The organism is Maricaulis sp., from assembly GCF_034670125.1.
Lineage (GTDB): Bacteria > Pseudomonadota > Alphaproteobacteria > Caulobacterales > Maricaulaceae > Maricaulis.
The window spans coordinates 446,489-466,661 of the sequence record NZ_JAXMOC010000002.1; the positions used below are offsets into that span (position 1 = coordinate 446,489).

The window sequence follows — 20,173 nt, forward strand, 5'->3', positions numbered from 1 at the left end:
TCTGCCGATACAAGCGGTTCCGCACAGGCCGACGGGCCTGGGCTCAGTAGAGTCCGCCCAGCTCATCTTCCTCTTCTTCCTCCTCGTCTTCCTGCTCATTCAGCAGAAAAGCGAGTGGATCGTCACTGACAGACGAGCGGGCAAAGCTCAGGCCGCTTTCTTCCTCATCGGTCTGACGCGACGGTTCCGTGCCTGGCCGGAAAGCCTCCAGGATCACGCCGGACTGTCCCAGCACGCCCGGTTCGCCGGTGACACGATGGATCGGCGCCAGACGAACGCCCGGCGGCACCCGGAATGGCGCGACGGGGTAGCCTTCCAGGGCGACCTCAAGGAAATCGCGAGCGATCGGCGCTGCTACACGACCTCCCGCCTCGCCGGACCCGAGCTGGTAGGGGGTGTCAAAACCGACATAGACGCCGACGACGAGGTCCGGGCCGAACCCCATGAACCAGGCGTCACGGAAGTCATTGGTCGTGCCGGTCTTGCCGGCCAGGGTCCATGGCAGGGGACGCAGGGCCGTACCGGTACCGCTCTGGACGGCGCCTTCCAGCATGTGCACGACCTGATAGGCCGTCACCGGGTCGATCACCTCTTCACGGGTTTCCGGGAAGAGCGGTTCCAGCACATCCTGTTGGTTCCAGGCCTCCACATCGCAGGTTTCGCAAGGCAGGACTTCATGCGCGAAAATCGTCTGCCCATTACGGTCCTGGACCCGGTCAATAATGGTCGGTTCGACCCGGCGCCCGCCATTGACCATCGCGGCATAGGCCGAGACCAGGCGGTAGAGGGTCGTCTCACCGGCACCGAGCGACATCGCAAGCACCGGCTCCAACTCATCGTAAATGCCAAACCGCGTGCCGTATTCGACGACTGGCGCCATGCCCATTTCCTGGGCGAGGCGGACCGTCATCACATTTCGCGAAAGCTCCAGTCCCAGCCGCAAGGTCGACATTCCATAATAGCGTTCGGAATAGTTGGACGGCATGTAAAAACGTTCATCCGCGCCACCTGTGGCGATGAAGGGCGCATCAAGGATCAGGCTGGCCGGCGTATAACCATTGTCGAGCGCCGAGGCATAGACGAATGGCTTGAACGCCGAGCCGGGCTGGCGGCGTGCCTGGGTCGCTCGGTTGAACTGGCTGTGCTGGAAGGAATAACCGCCCATCATGGCCAGCACACGGCCGGTATGCGGATCCATCGCCATGATGCCGCCATTGATCGCGGGCACCTGACGCAGGCCATATTGGCCATCGGCGAAGCCTTCCTGATCGGAAATGCTCTCCACCAGGATCACATCCCCCGCTGTCAGGACTTCGGACGGGCTTGAGACCGGAGGCCCGATCTCGCCATCTGGCAGATTCTCGCGGGCCCACTCCAGCGCAGCCATCGGGATTACGCCCTCTTCGCCGTTCAGCAGCCCGATGCGAGCCTCTGCGGCGGTTGTCTCGAGCACAACGGCTTGCAGCCACCCCTCGTCGAGATCACGCGGGATTTCAGCCGCGGCAAGGCGTTCCATCCACCCCTCACCCAGTTCAATGGTTTCGAGGGCGCCGCGATAACCGTGCCGGCGATCATAGGTTTCCAACCCGTTGCGCAGGGCGCTTCGGGCTGCCAGTTGCATGCGCGTGTCCAGCGTGGTCCGGATCGACAGCCCGCCGTCATAGAGTTCGTCTTCTCCATACAGCGAAAAGACCTCGCGACGGACATTCTCGACAAAATACTCGGCGGCTGTGTAGGTCGCGCCGGACAGTCGATCGACGGTTTCAAGCGGGCGCGCCATGGCCTCGCGCGCCGCCTCCTCGGTCACATAACCATTGTCGGCCATGCGCGAGAGGACCCAGTTGCGGCGTTCCACCGCCGCCTGGTGATGACGGTCCGGATGGTAGTTGGCAGGACCTTTCGGCAGGGCCGCCAGATAAGCGATCTCGTGCAATTCAAGCTCGTCCAGCGAGCGGCCGAAATAATTCAAAGCCGCTGCGGCGACGCCATAGGCGCGATTGCCGAGATAAATTTCATTCAGATAGAGTTCGAGGATCTGATCCTTGGTGAAGGCACGCTCGATCCGGCGCGACAGCACCATCTCACGCACCTTGCGCTCCAGTCGTTGCTCACTGGACAGCAGGAAGTTCTTGGCCACCTGCTGGGTGATTGTGGACGCCCCCTCAAGGCGGCGCCCCTGCAACACATTGGAAATATTGGACAGGCCGGCGCGAATGATGCCGCGGAAGTCCAAGCCTCCATGCTCGTAGAAATTCTTGTCTTCCGCCGAAATGAAAGCATGCACAACATTCTGGGGAATGTTGGCGATCGGCACGAACACGCGATGTTCGCGCGCATATTCGGCAATCAGCAGACCGTCCCCGGCATGGACGCGACTCATGATCGGCGGCTCGTACTCCGCCAATTGTTGGTAGTCGGGCAGATCGTCAGTCACACGGACGACGTAGACCGCGACCGCAATGAAGCCGATGACGGCCAGAACGGCAGCTGCGACGCTCCCCCAAAGGGCAACCCGCAAAACATTACGCAAGGTGAAGAGTTTCATTTTGCCCTCTGGCCGCTCTACCCGCTGGTCAGCGTTGTCGTTTGACCATGACTACACGGCGGCATTATGGCCGCGCTTGCCGGGAGTTTAAAGGGAGTCAGCGGGCTGGAAGTGCAATCGCTGTCTGGTCCAGCAGCTCGCCGTCATCGCCACGGCGCGCGAAATAGCTGTCGATGCCACGGGTCACCGCCTCCATCTGGCGGCGGCGGGCCGACGCCGAGTTGAGATTGTTCTCGTCAGTCCGGTTGGTCACGAAGCCCATCTCGAGCAGGACAGCCGGCACGCGTGGATCAAGCAGGACAAACAGGTTGGCCTGGCGGTGAGGATTGGCCAGAAGCGGACCGGCATCGTCGAGATGCTCCAGCAGGACTTCGGCAAAGGCCGAGGACTGGTTCCGCTTTTCACGCAGTTCAAGCTCGACAAGGATGTTGTTCACGTCGGCTTGCTGCGTATGGCTGGAGTCTTCCCGAGCGCGGGCACGAGCCCGGTTCTCGGCCCGGTCATTGAGCGTGTAGACAGCCGCGCCGCGAACATCGGCATTGCTCGAACTGTCAGCATGGATGGAGAGAAACAGGTCGGCGCGGGCATCTTCCATCACCCCGACACGCTCTTCCCATGACGGGTAGATGTCGCGATCCCGGGTCATCAGGACTTCATACCGCCCCGTCGCCTCCAGCTGCCGGCGCAGTTCCCGCGCCGCTTCCAGATTGACCTGGCTTTCATGGGTTCCGCTGCGACCGATCGAGCCCGGATCGTGTCCTCCATGACCGGGATCGATCACGATCACCCGACGGTCACGCTGTGGCGGCACATAGACCGCTTCAACGCGCTCCGCGATCAGCGAATCGAGGGATTCAGCGCGCGTGTGGTTGAACCCTGACGCGGTCTGGAAGCTGTCGAGACTGCTCCGCTCCACATCGATCACGAGGCGGTGGTTGCCGCCGGGCGTGGCCGGGTCGAGGGCGAACTGATTGACGATGACGGCAGGGTGATCCAGCTCAAACACAACGCGGGAACTGGACATCGAATTGTCAAAGAAACGAAACGCGTCCACCAGCCCGTGGCCGACACCCTCACCTGACACCAGATTTTCAACCGACCAGCGTGCCTGGGGCAGATCCACAACCAACCGGTCCGAAAGGCCATCCAGCGTGAATGCCCTGAACTCCGTGGGCTCCGACATCTCGATGACCACACGGGTTGTGGAGACTTCCACGCCGAAGCGGACGTCCCGGACCTCCTGGTCCGCGAGGCTGGCACCACACAGCGCCAAGCCGGCAGCCATAGCCAAGAATAACTGTTGAACCCGCATCACTACACCATCGCACATGCCGCGGTTCTGTCCACGGCTTTTGCGAAACACTAACGCACGGAACTTGACGTTTGGTTGATGCCCGGCAGGAATTTCCCGTTGAATTCACCGACCGCGCGAAAGCCTTTTCATCCGCATTCGAATGTTGCATGTTGCCAACGCCTTGGCGACGCGCCGCCGGATTTGCCGGTCGTGTGCGTCAGCTGGGCGCGAAGCGGCTGGGCGTAATGCGCCTGCCAACACGCTAATCGTCGCCCCGGTTCGACCGAAGACAATTCCGGGGCCCCGACCGCCGCGTCCTCCCTTATCGGTGCGGGACGCTAATGGTAACTGCCGATGCGCGGGGAGCGCCTGATGCCCAGAGCACTGAAAACAGGCCGCACCCCGACCATCTCGCCCCCGCCGCCACTCTCTGCCCTGTCCCGCCTCTTGGCTGGAAACAGGCGAATGTGCGCGGGTGCAGGAGACGACTTTAATGTCCAAGAAAATGCTGATCGACGCCGGTCATCCCGAGGAGACCCGCGTCGTCGTACTCGACGGTTCGAAAGTTGAGGATTTTGATTTTGAAGCGGCCGCCCGCCGCCCCATCCGTGGCAATATTTATCTCGCGAAAGTAACGCGGGTCGAGCCGTCGCTCCAGGCGGCGTTCGTGGAGTATGGGGGTAATCGCCACGGATTCCTCGCCTTCAACGAAATCCATCCGGACTATTATCAAATCCCGTTCGAGGACCGCCAGGCCCTCGCCGAGGAGGAAGCCTCTGCGGCTGATGATGAGGACGATGAGGTCGAGGAGACCAAATCCGAATCAGCGCCGTCTGCCGACAGTGCGTCCGACGATGGTGACGGCGAATCCGAAGCGCCTGAAACCATTGGCGACGACAGCGAAGATGATGACATCAGCGACCAGCAGGCCGCCCGCCGTCGTCGCCAGATGTTCCGGAAATACAAGATCCAGGAAGTCATCAAGCGGCGCCAGATTCTTCTGGTCCAGGTGGCCAAGGAAGAACGGGGCAACAAGGGTGCGGCCCTGACGACCTATCTGTCACTGGCCGGCCGTTACTGCGTGTTGATGCCCAATACACCGCGTGGCGGTGGCATCTCGCGGAAAATCGCCAATGCCTCGGATCGCAAGCGCCTGAAATCCGTTGTTTCAGAGCTCGACCTGCCCAAGGGTGTCGGCCTGATCATCCGCACCGCCGGTGCGTCCCGGACCAAGACCGAAATCAAGCGCGACGCCGATTACCTGTTGCGCCTTTGGACCAATATCCGTGAGCTGACCCTGAGTTCGGTCGCGCCGTCCCTGATCTATGAGGAAGGCAATCTGGTCAAACGGGTCATCCGTGACTTGTATGACAAGGAAATCGATTCCGTGCAGGTCGAAGGCGAAGAGGCCTACAAGGAGGCGAAAGCCTTCATGAAGATGCTGATGCCGAGCCATGCCAAGAAGGTTCAGCACTACAAGGAAGCCGTCCCGCTCTATCTGCGCCATCAGTGCGAAGCGCAGCTTGAGGCGATCTATTCCGACGTCGCCCCGCTCAAGTCCGGCGGCTATCTGGTGATCAATCCGACCGAGGCGCTGGTCTCGATCGACGTCAACTCGGGCCGCTCCACCCGCGAACGCAATATCGAGGCGACCGCCTTGAAGACCAATCTGGAAGCCGCGGCTGAAGCGGCGCGCCAGATGCGCCTGCGTGATCTGGCGGGCCTGATTGTCATCGACTTTATCGACATGGACGAGAACAAGAACAATCGTGCCGTCGAGAAGAAGATGAAGGACATGCTGAAGCGTGACCGGGCTCGTCTCCAGGTCGGTCGGATCTCGCAATTCGGACTGATGGAAATCTCCCGCCAGCGCCGGCGGTCCAGCCTGCTCGAAGGCTCCACCACTCCCTGCCCGACCTGCAAGGGCACCGGACATCTGCGTTCGACCGAGTCGAGTGCGCTCGTCGCTTTGCGCGGGTTGGAGAAGGAAGGGACGCGCGGCCGTGCCAAGCGGATCCGCATTTCCGTACCTACCGCCGTCGCCATCTACCTGCTCAACGACAAGCGCGACCATCTGCTGATGATCGAGCAACGATTCTCCATGAGCATCGCGGTCACGGCAGACGACACCATCCTGGCACCGGAATTCTCCATCGAAGCGCTGGAAAACCGGGAACCCGGTGAAGAGCTCGTCATGGCGCCCTTGTCGGTGGAATCGGTCGAAGAGATCGAAATCCCTGACGCCCCCGACGAGGATTCAAGCGATTCGGACGAAGACGAGGAAAGCCGGGAGGTCTCCGGTGGACGCCGGCGTCGGCGCCGGCGTCGGCGCAAGCCATCGTCGGATGACACCGCCTCGGCCATGGAAGTCGTCAATGTCGACGGCACTGGCAAGGACGATGATGACGACGCCGAACCGTCTACCCGGAAACAGGACGCGTCGAGTGGCGAAGATGATGACGATCAACCCCGTCGCCGGCGCCGTCGCGGCCGTCGCGGCGGGCGGGGCCGTCGCCGGACAGAGGGCGAGGCCGGAAACGAAGAGACGGTGAACGCCGAAGGCACCGACACGTCGCCGCCAACCGAGGCATCCGATGCGCCAGCGTCTGACGCCGAGCCGTCGAGCGACACCTCCGACGACGCGGCACCCGCCGCAGAGGCTCCGGACACGGCCCCGAAACGCAAACGCGCCCCTCGGCGTCGCTCGTCCAAGGTTGCTGACACCGATGATGCGACGGCCACGGACGATGCGTCAGACGCCACGTCCGAACCGGTCGCACAAGCGCCAGAACCGGACGCGATTGCTGAAGAGACGCCGAAAAAGCGCACCCGACGCCCACGCAAGAAAGCGGCAGACGCCGCGTCAGAGGCCGCACCGGTCGAGGACGCAAGCGCCGAGTCGGCTGGCGTCGAAGCTGAAGCGCCTGCCAAGCCCAAGCGTCGCACGCGTCGCAAAAAGGTTGAGGAGCCTGTCGCTGAAGACGTGACCGCCGCTGAGACCCCGGCGCCTGACACGCAGCCTGAAGCAACGGAATCGAAAGCCGAACCGGGTGAGACTGAAACGGACAGCGCCGACAGTACCACCGAAGACGACGGCAAGCCGAAGCGTCGCGGTTGGTGGAACCGGACCGGCCTGTTCGGTAACTGACCAGGATGAGGGTTGCCCGGCATCGCCGGGCAACCCATCTTGGAGTCGTCGGGTGGCGTCTTGGGGTGACGTCGCTATCATGGGCCGAGCGGGGGCCGATCAGTGGAGGCAGGATGTCGATCCTGAAAACCGTCGCCGCAGCCTGCGTTCTTGCTGTGGCCACACACGCACCGGGTTTCGGCCAGTCCCTCATCCGGGACACCGAGATCGAGCACATGCTGCGCGATTACGCAGACCCCATTCTCGCCGCCGCCGGACTGCAACCGGCTGACGTCGACATGTACATTGTCGCTGACCCGTCGCTCAATGCATTTGTGACCGGCGGGCAGAACATCTTCCTGCACACGGGCATCATCCTTGAATCAGAGACGCCCAACCAGCTCAAGGGCGTGATCGCCCACGAGACCGGGCATATTTCCGGCGCCCACCTGGCCCGCGTCAACGATGGAATCGCGGCGGCACAAGCGCCGATGTATGTGACCCTGGGTCTGGGTGTCCTGGCGGCGCTCGCCGGCGAAGGCGGAGCTGCCGGTGCCCTGATGGCATCCTCCCAGCAGTTCGGCGCCCTCTCCTTCATGACCTATAGCCGTGCGCAGGAAGCGTCCGCCGACCAGGCCGGCCTGCAATTCATGGAAGCCACCGGCCAGTCCGCCAATGGGCTGGTCTCGTTTTTCGAGCGCTTTCGCTACCAGGAAGTGATGTCGAACGCCCGGCGCTATCCCTATTTCCGCTCCCATCCGCTGTCCTCCGAGCGGATCGCCAACCTGCGGGGCGGGGCCACAAGCTCGCCTTATCATGAAACGGTCGACAGCCCCGAAGAGATCGCCCGGCTGCAGCGCATCCAAGGCAAGATTTACGGCTTTTTGGCCGAACCCGAATTCGTTTTCTATCGCTATCCGGAAAGCGATCAGTCTTTGCCGGCGCGATACGCCCGCGCGGTTGCCTATTATCACGATGCCCGGCTTGACCGCGCTCTGGAAGAAATCACCGGTTTGTTGGCCGAGGAGCCGGATAATCCCTATTTCCATGAGCTTCACGGGCAGATGCTGTTCGAGAGCGGTCGGGCGGAGCAGGCCATCCAACCCAACCGACGCTCGGTTGAACTGGAGCCGACGGCCCCCTTGTTGCGCGTCAACCTCGCGACAGCGCTGATCGCGACAGATAATCCGGACCACCTCGACGAGGCGGCGCAAAGCCTTCGCGTCGCACTGGACATTGAACCGGACAATGGATTTGCATGGTACCAGTTGTCGATCGTCCACGAACGCAACGGCAATACCGCGTTGGCCCAGCTGGCCATCGCGGAACAGTCCTATGCCGCCGGAAACCGCCAGCGTGCGCACCAGTTTGCCTCGCGTGCCCGTACCTCACTCGAGATCGGCACACCAGCCTGGGTCCGCGCGACTGAAATCGAGTCGGTATCTCTGCCCACCGAAGCCGAAATGCGCCAGATCCGACGGCAACAGCGCAACTGACAGGGCCGAAAGTGGTACCTCCGGCAGATGATGGTGACCTGGCCGCGGGACTGACGGTGCAACCCGTCGATTCGCTGGACGCCGTCGCGCGCGACGACTGGGACAGGGTCGCCAATCCGCCTGGTTCCGAATACGATCCTTTTCTCAGCTGGGATTTTTTGCAGGCGCTCGAACAGAGCGGCTGCGTGGGGAACACCACTGGCTGGCTGCCACGCCACTTGCTGGCTCGGAACGCCGCGGGGCGATTGCGGGGCGCAGTCCCCCTCTATGTGAAGTCCCATTCGATGGGCGAATATGTCTTCGATCACGCTTGGGCCGACGCCTATGAGCGCGCCGGCGGTCGGTATTTCCCGAAACTCGTGACGGCGGTCCCCTTCTCACCGGTCACCGGTCGGCGCATCCTCGCCGGATCAGAGGACTTGCGCCGCGCCCTGGTCGAGGCGACCTGCGACATCGCCCGCCGGTGGGGCGTGTCCGGCTGGCACATCAATTTCCCTGCTCCAGACACGCTGTCGGAGATTGCATCCCTCGGCTTGTTGCCTCGCGTGGATCGCCAGTATGTCTGGAGGAATCCCGGCTATGCCAACTATGACGGGTTTCTCGCTGACCTGTCCTCCCGCAAGCGCAAGGCCTTGCGAAAGGAGCGCGCGGCGGCCCGGGCGGGCATCACGATCGAGCATCTCTCCGGCGATCAGCTGCGACCAGAGCACTGGGATGTGTTCTTCGCCTGCTATCAGGAAACCGGGTCGCGGAAATGGGGATACCCCTATCTCAACCGTGCCTTCTTCGACCTTCTCCATCAGCGCATGTCCGACCGTGTCCTTCTGGTCATGGCAAAAAAGGACGGGCGCTACATCGCGGCGGCCCTGAACCTGATCGGCTCCGATGCGCTTTATGGCCGGTATTGGGGCAAGCTGGAGGATCACCCCTTCCTGCATTTCGAACTTTGCTACCATCAGGCCATCGATGCCGCAATCGAGCGCAAGCTGGGCCGTGTCGAGGCCGGTGCCCAGGGCGAGCACAAGCTGGCGAGAGGCTATACGCCGACCGAGGTCCACTCCGCACACTTCATTCTGGACCATGGGTTCCGCGACGCTGTCGCTCAGTATCTCGACCAGGAAGGAGCCGCAGTCCGGGCTGATATTCTTGCCCAGGCGGGCGAAAGCCCGTATCGCAAAGACCGGCCAGCCTGAACCGTCCTGCGACAAGACGGATCAGCGAGGCCTGAAGGCTGGACGGGCTGGTCGCGATCGCGGTACCCAAGTCGCACCACAACACCCGCGGAGCAGTACCATGAGCCTGGAAGGTCAATATGATCCGGACAACATCTTTGCCAGGATTCTCCGCGGCGAGTTGCCATGTGTGAAAGTCTATGAAGACGCCCATGTTCTCGCCTTCATGGACCTTTTTCCGCAAGCGCCCGGGCATGTCCTGGTCGTCCCGCGCGAGCCGGCCCTCAACGCGCTGGAGATGACGGATGGGGCCCTGCAGGCCACGATTCTTCGGGTGAAGCGGATCGCCAACGCGGTGAAAACGGCATTGGCGCCGGACGGCATCATCCTGACCCAGTTCAATGGCGCGCCGGCGGGCCAGACGGTCTTTCACGTCCATTTCCACATCATTCCGCGGCAGGACGGTGTCGAACTGGGAGCCCATGGCGGTGGACAGGCCGATACGGCGGTCCTCGAAGATCAGGCCAAGCGCATCGCTGCGGCGATCACCCTGCCCTGACGCCTGCTTAGCGCAGACGTCCCTCAAACCTCAAAAACACCAGCAAAGCGATGATCGCGCCCTGAAGGGTGAAGGAAAACAGCGCCCAGCTATCGACATCAACCAGCATCGAAAACAGGTTGTTGCTTCCCATGATCACCCAGTCCGCGCGATCGCACACGAAGGACAGGACAAAGACCGGAAGCGCCCAGTGCCGGCCTGCCAGGGCGAGGCCTAACGTCACCATGTTCAATACCACATGGGCAAAGAAGAACACTTCCTGCATGAGTGTCAGGCTTTGCACGAAGGCCGCGGCCATCTCACTGTTTTCCCAAAGATCAAGACGGGCCGAGAGATCATATCCTGCCCAATAGACCCCATAGGCGACCTGCACAGACAACAGGCCGATCAGGATATAGAATGGCGTGTCACGGTTGTTCATCGAAGCCTCTGGCATCCGCCTGGCGCGGCGACACTTCTCCATGAAACCTGCCAGGAGTCACCAATCCTGAACAGGCCCGGATTGTTCAGTCATGGTCTCCAAGGACGTCAAGAAATGTCTGCCCGAAGGTCTCCAGTTTCTTCGGCCCGACACCGTTGACCGACGCCATCAACTCCAGGCTGGTCGGTCGCAGCTGCGCCATGCCGATCAGGGTCGCGTCGGAGAATACCACATAGGCCGGCACATTGCGTTCCGCCGCCAGTTCGCGACGTTTTGCCTTCAATGCCGCGAGCAGGTCGCCGTCCACCATCGCAGCATCGGCTGTCGCGGACTTGGGCGCACGGCGCGACCGGGCCGGTTTGGTACTGATCTCGCGGATCTCGAATGTCTGCTGGCCCTTCAGGACTGCAAGACCATCATTCGTCAGCTTGAGCGCCCCGAAGCCCTGGATGTCGATCTCCACCAGTCCGGCCGCCACACTCTGCCGGATCAAACCTTGCCAGAATGGTTTGGGGCGGTCGGCGCCCACACCATGGGTCGGTAGACTGTCATGGCCGCGCGCGCGGATTTTCTCAGTGTCGGCACCCCGCAAGACGTCGATCAGATGAGCCGCGCCAAACATTTCACCGGTTCTGAGGATCGCTGAAAACAGTTTTTGGGCTTCCAGACTGCCATCGATCAACACCGGTGGATCGAGACACAGGTCGCAATTGCCGCAGGCCTGTCCGCCGCTCTCGCCGAAATAGGCCAAGAGCGACACGCGGCGACATCGGGTCGCTTCGCAATAGGCCAGCAGGCTGTCGAGGCGTTTGTGCTCACGTCTTTTGTGTTCGCCGTCCTCGCCGTCCTGATCGATGAACTGGCGCCGCATGCGAGCATCAGCGAGGCCAAAGAGCATCATGGTTTCCGCCGGCTGGCCGTCGCGTCCGGCGCGCCCGATTTCCTGGTAATACGCCTCCATTGAACCGGGCATGTGCAAATGGAAGACATAGCGGATGTCCGGCTTGTCGATCCCCATCCCGAAGGCGATCGTGGCCACCATCACCACCGCCTCCTCAGCCATGAACCGCTCCTGGTTTTCGCGACGGGTCACCGGCGACAGACCGGCATGATATGGCAGGGCGTTAAAGCCTTCCTCCCGCAACAGGCCTGCGACTTCCTCGGTCGATTTTCTCGACAGGCAATAAACAATGCCGGACTCGGTCCGTCGGCCCTCAAGGAATGCCAGCAGCTGGGGTTTCCAGGATGTTTTGGCGGCAACGCTGAGAGTCAGGTTCGGACGATCGAAACCGTGCACCACGATTTCTCCGGCCTCTCCGAACAACTTGCCGGCAATGTCGCGCCGGGTCGCCTCATCGGCCGTGGCGGTGAAGGCGGCCAGCCGGGCTGATGGAAAACGCGCGCGCAATTGCGACAAGTCTTCGTATTCCGGTCGGAAGCTCGCGCCCCATTTGGAGATGCAGTGCGCTTCATCGACGACGAACATGGCCGGGCTCAACCCCTCCAGCGCCGCCAGCATGCGAGCGGTCATCAGACGCTCCGGCGACAGGTAGAGCAATTGCAGATCGCCCGCCTGCGCCTGTCGCCAGCTGTCGACATTGGCTGCCCTGTCGCGGCCTGAATGGATCGCCGCCGCCGCCACGCCATTGGCCTGCAGGGCGGCCACCTGATCATCCATCAGCGCCGTCAGCGGCGAAATCACGATTGTCATGCCATCCAGCATCAGGGCCGGCAGCTGATAGCAGATCGACTTGCCGGCACCGGTCGGCATCACGCACAAGGTCGGGCGACCGGTCAGGATGAGGTCGACGATGTCAGACTGCCCCGGGCGAAACTCCGGAAAGCCGAAAGTCGACCGAAGGATGTCATCAGGGCGGGCTTGGGGCATGGCGTCGGTCCGGTCGCGAGGCCCCCCTGTTGTGCGCGACTTCACCGCCCGCATCAATCCGCCAGACTCACGGCCGCCCCCCTATTCCGCTGACCCGCATCACGCCCCGCCATCCCGGACTCGAGCCCTGCCCCCCCGGGCCCGGTCAGATCAAATCCGGTCATGCCTGTCTGGCCGCATGTGAAGGGCTAGCCGATATTCGGTGACCACATCATCATCCACGCACCGAAGATGCCCAACGCTGTCACGCCCGCCCCGGTCGTGATGGCGGCAGCGACGGTGAACTTGAACGCTGACGAAGAACTATCGCGGGCCCGCTGGTAAAACTCGAGCAGCACGAGCGGGATCAGGAAGGCCGCGTACGGCATCAGGATATCCGCCGGCCCGCTCATTGTCCGGCTCATGCCGGCCCCGCCACTGGCGATCGCCCAGGCCATGTAACCGACCCGGATAAACCAGACCCCATTGACGACAACGAACAAGCGCATGGCCCAACGCCGGTGCTGATCAATGCGGCGCGCGATCGCATGGCGCAGCGTGAAACCGGCCGTCACCAGGATCAGCAGGCCGTCAATCGTGGTCCCCAGGGCCGCCCAGTCATTCATCCGCGTGCCGCGCCCCCAGACCAGGATGATTCCGCCCACAGCCAGAAAAACCGCGACCGACATGTAGGAACGCCCGGTCCAGCGGTGGAACGTTGGAAAGCGACGACGAACCATGGGCAGGAGCTGCAATACTCCCGCGATGCTGACGAAGGCCGCCAGCAGAACATGCGAGATGAAGCCAAGATTGCCGATCAGGTCGCCCTCGGCATATCCATTAATCAGGCCGGTCTCGTTCCACCGCTCAAACTCACCCGATGCCGTGCGCGGAATGTAGGCGGCAATGATGTAGTAGGCGAACAACCACTGCCCGGCAGCAGCGATTGCGAACCAGAGCACTCCGCTGCCGGCGAGCAGGGAATGCGGCGAAAACAGCGGGCGCCGTGACGAAGAGGCGGGGGTGTCGGACATGATCTGAACCTTGGAACCGGTGAACACAGGCAGCCGAGTCGGGCTGCATCGCCCAAACACCACGCCCGACCCGGAACGTCTTGCCGATTTGCAAATCGGCCAATATTCGACATCGGATCCGGCACCAAGCTTGATCCTGGCCCGAAATGTGCGACACAATCCGGGAGCGCGGGGGCGCGTGAGTTCAAGGATGTGCTGCCAATGCTGGAAGTCGCCAACGCTATCAAGTTCACCATCTGCCTCGCGGCATTGGCCTCCATCCTGATGGTGATCGCCCATCAGCGCCGGAGCGGGTTGCAGATTGCCTGGGCCATTTTCTGCACCGGCATGGCCGCGGTGATGCTCCGCGACGTGTTCGGATCACTCCCGGCACTGATGACACCAGTGCTCGTGATTGCCGGGTGCGCCAGCTGCAGCTGCTTCTGGTTGGTGGCACGGGGCCTGTTCCGGACCGATGTCGGCTTTGGCTGGCCACAGGGGCTGGTGGTCAGCGGGATCTTCGGTCCGGCCGTGTTGGTCCAATTTCTCACTGCCGCTTCGGCTGAACGGCTTTTCGGACCGACCGGCATGGAGGCGATCTCTGCGTCGGCCTACGGCTTTCAGGCCATGCTGTCATCCACAGTCCTGGTGCTGGCTTTCTGGGAAGGCCTGCGCGGCTGGTCACAATCCGCGCCGGTTGCCGAGCGTCGCTTGCGCCTCGCCTTTCTCGGCAGCTTCGGGACATGTGTCGGCATTTGTGTGATGTTACTGGATCACGGCAACTCGACCCGCTTTGATCCGGCCTTGATGGCCATCCTTCAAGCCGGATGCGGCGCCACGATCTTCCTCGTCGCCGGCTACGGCGTTATCTGGCGCAGCCGGAATCCGCTCATGGCGATTGCAGCGACAGCTCCGGCCTTGACGGCGGAGAACCGTCGCGCCGATCGTGAGCTGGGTGAGTGGCTTCGTGCCCGGGTGGAAGCCGACCAGCTCTACCTCGACCCGGACCTCAAGGTTGCGACGCTGGCCCACCGCCTGCGCGAACCGGACTACAGGATCAGTCGCGCTATCTCGGCCGGGCTGGGAGAGCGCAATTTCAATCGCTTCATCAACCGGTACCGCATCAGCCACGCAAAGGCCCTGCTGCGCGCCGATCCACAGGAAGCCGGCAGCATTCTCAACGTCGCCCTTGATAGCGGCTTTGCCTCGATCGGGCCGTTCAACCGGGCGTTCAAGGACAGCACGGGCATGACGCCACGCGAATATCGGCGCGGCGGGAGGGAGCCGACGCACGCACCGTCCGGTCTGGGTCAGCCAGCGGTCCGTTGACTGTCCGATACAGGAGCGGAAACGAAAAACGGCGCCCCGAGGGGCGCCGTTTCTCATTGAACCAGACGGGGAGGATCAGACCTCTTCCTTCTTGTCTTTCTTCTTGGCATTGCGCGGCAACAAGCGGTCACCGGGCGTGACGTGGAAGTCGAGCCGTTCACTGTCGGCCGCATCGACATCAACCTTCACCAGGCCACCCTTCTTGAGCTCTCCAAAGAGGATCTGGTCAGCCAAGGGCTTCTTGATGTGCTCCTGGATGACCCGGGCCAAAGGACGGGCGCCAAAGCGGCTGTCATAGCCGCGCTCGGCCAGCCAGGCCGTGGCGTCCGGCGTCAGCTCGAAGGTCACGCCGCGATCAATGAGCTGCGCTTCCAGTTGCAGGACAAACTTCTCGACCACGCGACCGATGGAATCCGGGGACAGCGGGGCGAACGGGATGACCGCATCGAGGCGATTGCGGAATTCCGGCGTGAACAGGCGTTCGACCGCCTTGTCCGCTTCGTCGGTCTTCTTGCCACGGCCAAAGCCGATGGCTTCCTTTTGCGCGTCGGACGCCCCCGCATTGGTTGTCATCACCAGGATGACATTGCGGAAATCGACCTTCTTGCCGTTGGTATCAGTCAGCGTGCCGTTGTCCATGACCTGCAGGAGGATATTGAACAGGTCCGGATGGGCTTTCTCGATCTCGTCCAGCAGCAGCACACAGTGCGGATGCTGGTCGATCCCGTCAGTCAGCAAACCGCCCTGGTCGAAACCGACATAGCCGGGAGGTGCGCCAATCAACCGCGAAACCGCATGACGCTCCATGTATTCCGACATGTCGAACCGCTGCAGCTCGACGCCGAGCGTATCAGCCAGCTGCTTGGTCACCTCGGTCTTGCCGACACCGGTCGGGCCCGAGAAGAGGTAACAACCGATCGGCTTGTTCGGCTCGCGCAGCCCGGCACGCGACAATTTGATCGCGGTGGAGAGCTGGCCAATGGCCTCGTCCTGGCCGAAGACAACATGCTTCAGCTCGGTTTCCAGATTGCGCAGAGACTGCTCGTCATCCTTGGACACCGATTTCGGCGGGATGCGGGCCATCGTGGCGACAATGCCCTCGACCTCTTTCACGCCAATCGTCTTTTTGCGCTTGGACACCGGCTGCAGGCGCATCTGGGCGCCCGCCTCGTCGATCACATCGATCGCCTTGTCCGGCAGTTTGCGATCGCCCATGTAGCGGGCCGACAGCTCGACTGCCGATTTCAGCGAGTCATTGGTGAAGCGGACATCGTGGAAATCCTCGAAATAGGTTTTCAGTCCCTGCAGGATCTTGATCGCGTCAGGCACAGACGGCTCGGCGACGTCGATCTTCTGGAACCGGCGTACCAGGGCCCGGTCCTTCTCGAAATGCTGCCGGTATTCCTTGTAGGTCGTCGACCCCATGCAGCGCAGATTGCCGGACTGCAGCGCCGGCTTGAGCAGGTTGGATGCATCCATCGCGCCGCCTGACGTGGCGCCGGCGCCGATAACGGTGTGGATTTCGTCGATGAAGAGAACGGCATTGTCCTTTTCCTCGAGCTCCTTGACGACCTGCTTCACGCGCTCTTCGAAATCCCCGCGATAGCGGGTACCGGCGAGCAATGAGCCCATGTCGAGCGAGTAGATGGTCGCGCCGGCCAGCACGTCGGGAACCTGGTTCTCGACGATCTTGCGCGCAATCCCTTCGGCAATGGCCGTCTTGCCGACGCCCGGATCGCCAACCAGCAAGGGGTTGTTCTTGCGTCGACGGCACAGGACCTGAACACAACGCTCGACTTCGGAATCACGGCCGATCAGCGGATCGACTCCGCCGTTGCGGGCCTTCTCGTTCAGATTGACCGTATAGGCGGTGAGTGCGTCACCATCTTTTTGGGGTTCTTCGGTCGGTTCGGTTCCGCGAACAGCGCGTTCTTCCGAAGCGCCGGGCTTGCGGCCGATCCCGTGCGAGATGAAATTGACCGCGTCATAACGGGTCATGTCGCGCTCGGCGAGGAAATAGGCGGCATGGCTTTCGCGCTCGGCGAACAGCGCTACCAGAACATTGGCGCCGGTGACTTCTTCGCGACCGGCATTCTGGACGTGGATCACAGCCCGCTGGATGACACGCTGGAAACCGGCTGTCGGCTTGGCGTCCTCGTCGTCATCAACGACCAGTTCGGAAAGCTCGTTGTCCACGTATTCGGTCAGCGTCGCTCGAAGCTCGTCCAGGTCGACATCGCAGGCCTTCATGACCGCCGCGCCGTCCTGGTCGTCCACCAGAGCAAGAAGGAGATGCTCCAGGGTGGCAAATTCATGCCCACGCTCATTGGCGTAGCCCAGAGCGCGGTGCAGGCTGTCTTCCAAGTCTGAAGAGAATGAAGGCACCACTCTATTCCTTTTCCATTGTGCACTGAAGCGGGTGTTGAGCCCGCCGTGCGGCGTCCATGACCTGGGCTACCTTTGTTTCGGCAACCTCATACGTGTACACGCCGCACATCCCGACACCGTTTTGATGAACATGCAGCATGATTCGCGCTGCATCTTCGGGCGACTTCCGGAAGATCCGGGCCAATACCTCGACCACGAACTCCATCGGCGTGTAGTCATCATTGAGTAGCAGAACACGGTAAAGCGAAGGTTTCTTCGTGGCTGGTCGGGTCTTCGTTGCGAGGCCGCTTCCCTCTTCAACGCCAGTATCGTCATGTTTTCGTTCGGTCATATTTTAAACGTGCTCGAATATTACTTCGCTACTCATCAGCACAGATAGGAATCCGCGCCGGACTTGGAAAGGGACGACCCGCAGCGCCGCCCGGCGCGGAGAATAACACGCCCGGCAAATTCGTGCTTCCCGTTTTGCCTCCGAGAGCCTAAAAAGGCGCCCTCCGCATCAGTCGGGGAGCCACCGGACCACAACGGGCCCGGTCGGGGAGGACAGCAGCGTTTCGTCCAGCAGCCGGATAACCGGCGCCGAAACGCACCGGACGCCGGATGACGACATCCGCCATCCCAAGACAGCCGCAAAGGCTACACCGCCTGCAATTGGGGGACGCCGACAAAAAAGGGCCCGGTGACAGATCACCGGGCCCAGTCGGGGAGGAAAATTCTCATTCAGTCAGGACGTGACACAGTCGTCACGCGAACGTCAGCGCTGGACTTGTGCCAGCTCCATGGCGGCCGCGACACGATCGTTCAGCGGCTTCACGGACGTCTTCATCAGGTCAGAGAAAAGCTCGGAGTTCTTGTTGACCTCGGCGAGGTAGTTTTCCATCGCCAGTTTGGTGAACTCGGACTGGATCTCGAACACTTCCTGGACCGACTTGGCAGACGCGAACTTCTTTGTCGCGGCAACACCCTCTTCCATCGCCGATTTGGCGTAGGTCACGGCATTGGCGTTGGCGGTCTCGAAACCCTTGCCGGCGACCGTCGCCGAAGCGATCAGGGCGTCAACGGTTTCCTTCTGGAAGTTGCTGGCCTCGGTGACCGATTTCAGCGTCTTCTCGAAACCTTCCTTGAGCGCGTCATTGCTCGCGGCGGTCATGCTCTCAATGGTATCGTTCATGGCAAAGCTCTTTTTGATGCGGGCTGCCGGCTTGGTCTTCCGAGCCGGATGGGCAGCCTTGGGGGCGGGTTGGGACGGCGCGGATTTCACGGTCGCCGTCGATTTCTTCGGCGCAGCCTTCCGGGCCTTGACCGATTTCGGCTTTGACGCCGCTTTCGGTTTGGCCGGGCTCGCCTTGGCGGTTCCCTTCACCGTCTTCGCTTTTGCCGGCGCGCCTTTGGGCGCAGCCGGAGCAGTCGCTTGGATAACGTCCGCTTGCTTTGCGGTGGAAGGTTTTTCGACGTCACTCATTTCGGGTCACTGTCTGGTTGCTGCCTTTGCTGCGAACGCTCTTCGCAGTCGCAATATTAATAGGGCCCGCGCAAACCCGGGTCAAGTCCGAAATTGTGCACTGCACAAAATATATCTGATGAGCCCGGCCACCCCTTAACCCGCTGGCAATACGCGGTTGGCACGGTGGCCCCATGATCCAGCACGCGCGCGTTCTCATTCTTTCGGTCGGCCTCGCCCTTTCAGGGCTGTCCACCCCTGCCCACGCAAACAATTCCCGCTATGCGGCATTTGTGGTCGAGGAGAATTCCGGAGTGGTGCTGCATTCGCGCCGGTCCGAGGCAGAGCGCTACCCGGCCTCGCTGACCAAGATGATGACCCTCTACATGCTGTTCGAGGCGCTCGAGATGGGTGAGATCGGGCTCAACGACCCCATCCGGATCTCTGCAAACGCCGCCAATGCCAGCCCGTCCCGACTCGGTTTGTCGGCGGGTTCGACCATCTCGGCTGAAAACGCCATCCGGGCCCTGGTGGTGAAAAGCGCGAATGATGTCGCTGTGGCTGTCGGGGAACGCCTCGGCGGTGGAGAAAGCCGGTTTGGCGAATTGATGACCGCCCGGGCGGCCGGGATCGGCCTGACCAACACGACATTTCGAAATGCGTCCGGCCTGCCCAACAGCCGCCAGACGACCACCGCCCGCGACATGGCGCGCCTGGCGATTGCCCTGCACCGCGATTTTCCGCAGTACTTCGATTACTTCAACGAGGAATCCTTCCGCTATAATGGCCGCACCTATCGCAATCACAATTCGCTGGTCGGTCGGGTCCGCGGTGTGGATGGGCTGAAGACCGGCTATATCCGCGCTTCCGGTTTCAATGTCGTCGTATCGGCCGAGCGGGACGATCACCGGCTGATTACGGTCATCATGGGCGGACCCAGCGCCGCGGCCCGCGACGCACATGCTGAAGAACTGATCGAGGCCGCCTTCGCAACGCTGGAGCAACGCCAGGATACGCGCCTGTTCGCCGCCCTCTCCTCACCGCGTATCAATCCCGTGCGTCAACAGGACCTGATCGCCCTAGATGTGGCGGCATTGCACCTCAGCGAACCTGTGGAGATGGGCTCGGCCGATCAACCGCCAGCCCTGCAGATTGTCCTCGCCGATGAAGATGAGATGCGTGTCGACACCCTGGCGCCTGTACGCGACCGCCCTGCCGCGGCCCGTTCCGGCTCGGAGCCAATTCAGAGCCAAGGCAGCTGGGCGATCCAGGTGGGGGCCTACAATACCGCCGACGCCGCTCATGACCGTCTGGCCGAAGTGGCCATCTATTCCGGTGCCCTGGGCTCGGCCCAGCCCGCCGCGCGCGCGGTCACGATCAGCGGCGACCGCCTGTGGCGTGCCCGCTTCGAAAACCTGACCGAGGACAGCGCCCGCCTTGCCTGCCGTGATCTGTCGGCGCGCAGCCACCCCTGCTTTGCAGTCGCGCCGGGCCGCTGAACCGGTCGATTTGTCCAGAATT

14 protein-coding genes are annotated in these 20,173 nt (G+C 62.1%); 6 read left to right on the forward strand and 8 right to left on the reverse strand.

The genetic code is table 11. The features are described 5' to 3' along the window. Positions 1–43: 43 nt before the first annotated feature. A complete protein-coding gene (locus VOI18_RS05445) occupies positions 44–2,545 on the reverse strand; it encodes a penicillin-binding protein 1A (RefSeq protein WP_323761394.1) in 2,502 nt (833 codons plus the stop codon). A 97-nt stretch (positions 2,546–2,642) separates the two neighbouring features. Further along, entirely contained in the window at positions 2,643–3,830 is a 1,188-nt protein-coding gene (locus VOI18_RS05450) for an N-acetylmuramoyl-L-alanine amidase (RefSeq protein WP_323761512.1), read from the reverse strand. A 502-nt stretch (positions 3,831–4,332) separates the two neighbouring features. Here VOI18_RS05450 and VOI18_RS05455 point away from each other — a divergent pair. From VOI18_RS05455 to VOI18_RS05470, 4 genes are all read left to right on the forward strand, one after another. Next, positions 4,333–6,987: a ribonuclease E/G gene (locus tag VOI18_RS05455; RefSeq protein WP_323761395.1), complete on the forward strand. Its 2,655-nt coding sequence runs from the start codon at positions 4,333–4,335 to the stop codon at positions 6,985–6,987. Between the two features lie 113 nt (positions 6,988–7,100). Then, entirely contained in the window at positions 7,101–8,462 is a 1,362-nt protein-coding gene (locus VOI18_RS05460) for a M48 family metalloprotease (RefSeq protein ID WP_323761396.1), read from the forward strand. A 56-nt stretch (positions 8,463–8,518) separates the two neighbouring features. Then, positions 8,519–9,655, forward strand: coding sequence for a GNAT family N-acetyltransferase (locus VOI18_RS05465; protein WP_323761397.1), 1,137 nt, complete (start codon positions 8,519–8,521; stop codon positions 9,653–9,655). A 100-nt stretch (positions 9,656–9,755) separates the two neighbouring features. Further along, positions 9,756–10,193 carry an HIT family protein gene (locus VOI18_RS05470; RefSeq protein WP_323761398.1) on the forward strand — a complete coding sequence of 146 codons (438 nt, stop codon included), beginning with the start codon at positions 9,756–9,758 and terminating at the stop codon, positions 10,191–10,193. A gap of 7 nt (positions 10,194–10,200) precedes the next feature. Here the strand turns inward: VOI18_RS05470 and VOI18_RS05475 are convergent, their stop codons facing one another. The 3 genes from VOI18_RS05475 to VOI18_RS05485 form a co-directional block, all read right to left on the reverse strand. Further along, a complete protein-coding gene (locus VOI18_RS05475) occupies positions 10,201–10,614 on the reverse strand; it encodes a hypothetical protein (RefSeq protein ID WP_323761399.1) in 414 nt (137 codons plus the stop codon). Positions 10,615–10,699: 85 nt separating this feature from the next. Further along, complete coding sequence (gene recQ, locus VOI18_RS05480) at positions 10,700–12,502, reverse strand: DNA helicase RecQ (RefSeq protein ID WP_323761400.1); 1,803 nt, start codon at positions 12,500–12,502, stop codon at positions 10,700–10,702. A 188-nt stretch (positions 12,503–12,690) separates the two neighbouring features. Further along, entirely contained in the window at positions 12,691–13,515 is an 825-nt protein-coding gene (locus VOI18_RS05485; protein WP_323761401.1) for a DUF2306 domain-containing protein, read from the reverse strand. A 201-nt stretch (positions 13,516–13,716) separates the two neighbouring features. On the opposite strand from VOI18_RS05485, the gene VOI18_RS05490 reads away from it, so the two are divergent. After that, the gene (locus VOI18_RS05490) at positions 13,717–14,823 is read left to right on the forward strand and encodes an AraC family transcriptional regulator (RefSeq protein WP_323761402.1); all 1,107 of its coding nucleotides are present in this window, start codon (positions 13,717–13,719) and stop codon (positions 14,821–14,823) included. 75 nt (positions 14,824–14,898) lie between these two features. Here the strand turns inward: VOI18_RS05490 and clpA are convergent, their stop codons facing one another. The 3 genes from clpA to VOI18_RS05505 all read right to left on the reverse strand — a co-directional run bounded on the left by clpA (position 14,899) and on the right by VOI18_RS05505 (position 18,382). Then, the gene (gene clpA, locus VOI18_RS05495) at positions 14,899–17,208 is read right to left on the reverse strand and encodes an ATP-dependent Clp protease ATP-binding subunit ClpA (RefSeq protein ID WP_323761403.1); all 2,310 of its coding nucleotides are present in this window, start codon (positions 17,206–17,208) and stop codon (positions 14,899–14,901) included. 4 nt (positions 17,209–17,212) lie between these two features. Next, positions 17,213–17,542, reverse strand: a complete 330-nt coding sequence (clpS, locus tag VOI18_RS05500; RefSeq protein WP_323761404.1) for an ATP-dependent Clp protease adapter ClpS — start codon at positions 17,540–17,542, stop codon at positions 17,213–17,215. A gap of 423 nt (positions 17,543–17,965) precedes the next feature. Further along, a complete protein-coding gene (locus VOI18_RS05505) occupies positions 17,966–18,382 on the reverse strand; it encodes a TIGR01841 family phasin (protein WP_323761405.1) in 417 nt (138 codons plus the stop codon). Positions 18,383–18,846: 464 nt separating this feature from the next. Here VOI18_RS05505 and VOI18_RS05510 point away from each other — a divergent pair, with 464 nt between their 5' ends. Continuing rightward, complete coding sequence (locus VOI18_RS05510) at positions 18,847–20,151, forward strand: D-alanyl-D-alanine carboxypeptidase (RefSeq protein ID WP_323761406.1); 1,305 nt, start codon at positions 18,847–18,849, stop codon at positions 20,149–20,151. The last annotated feature ends 22 nt before the right edge of the window (positions 20,152–20,173 follow it).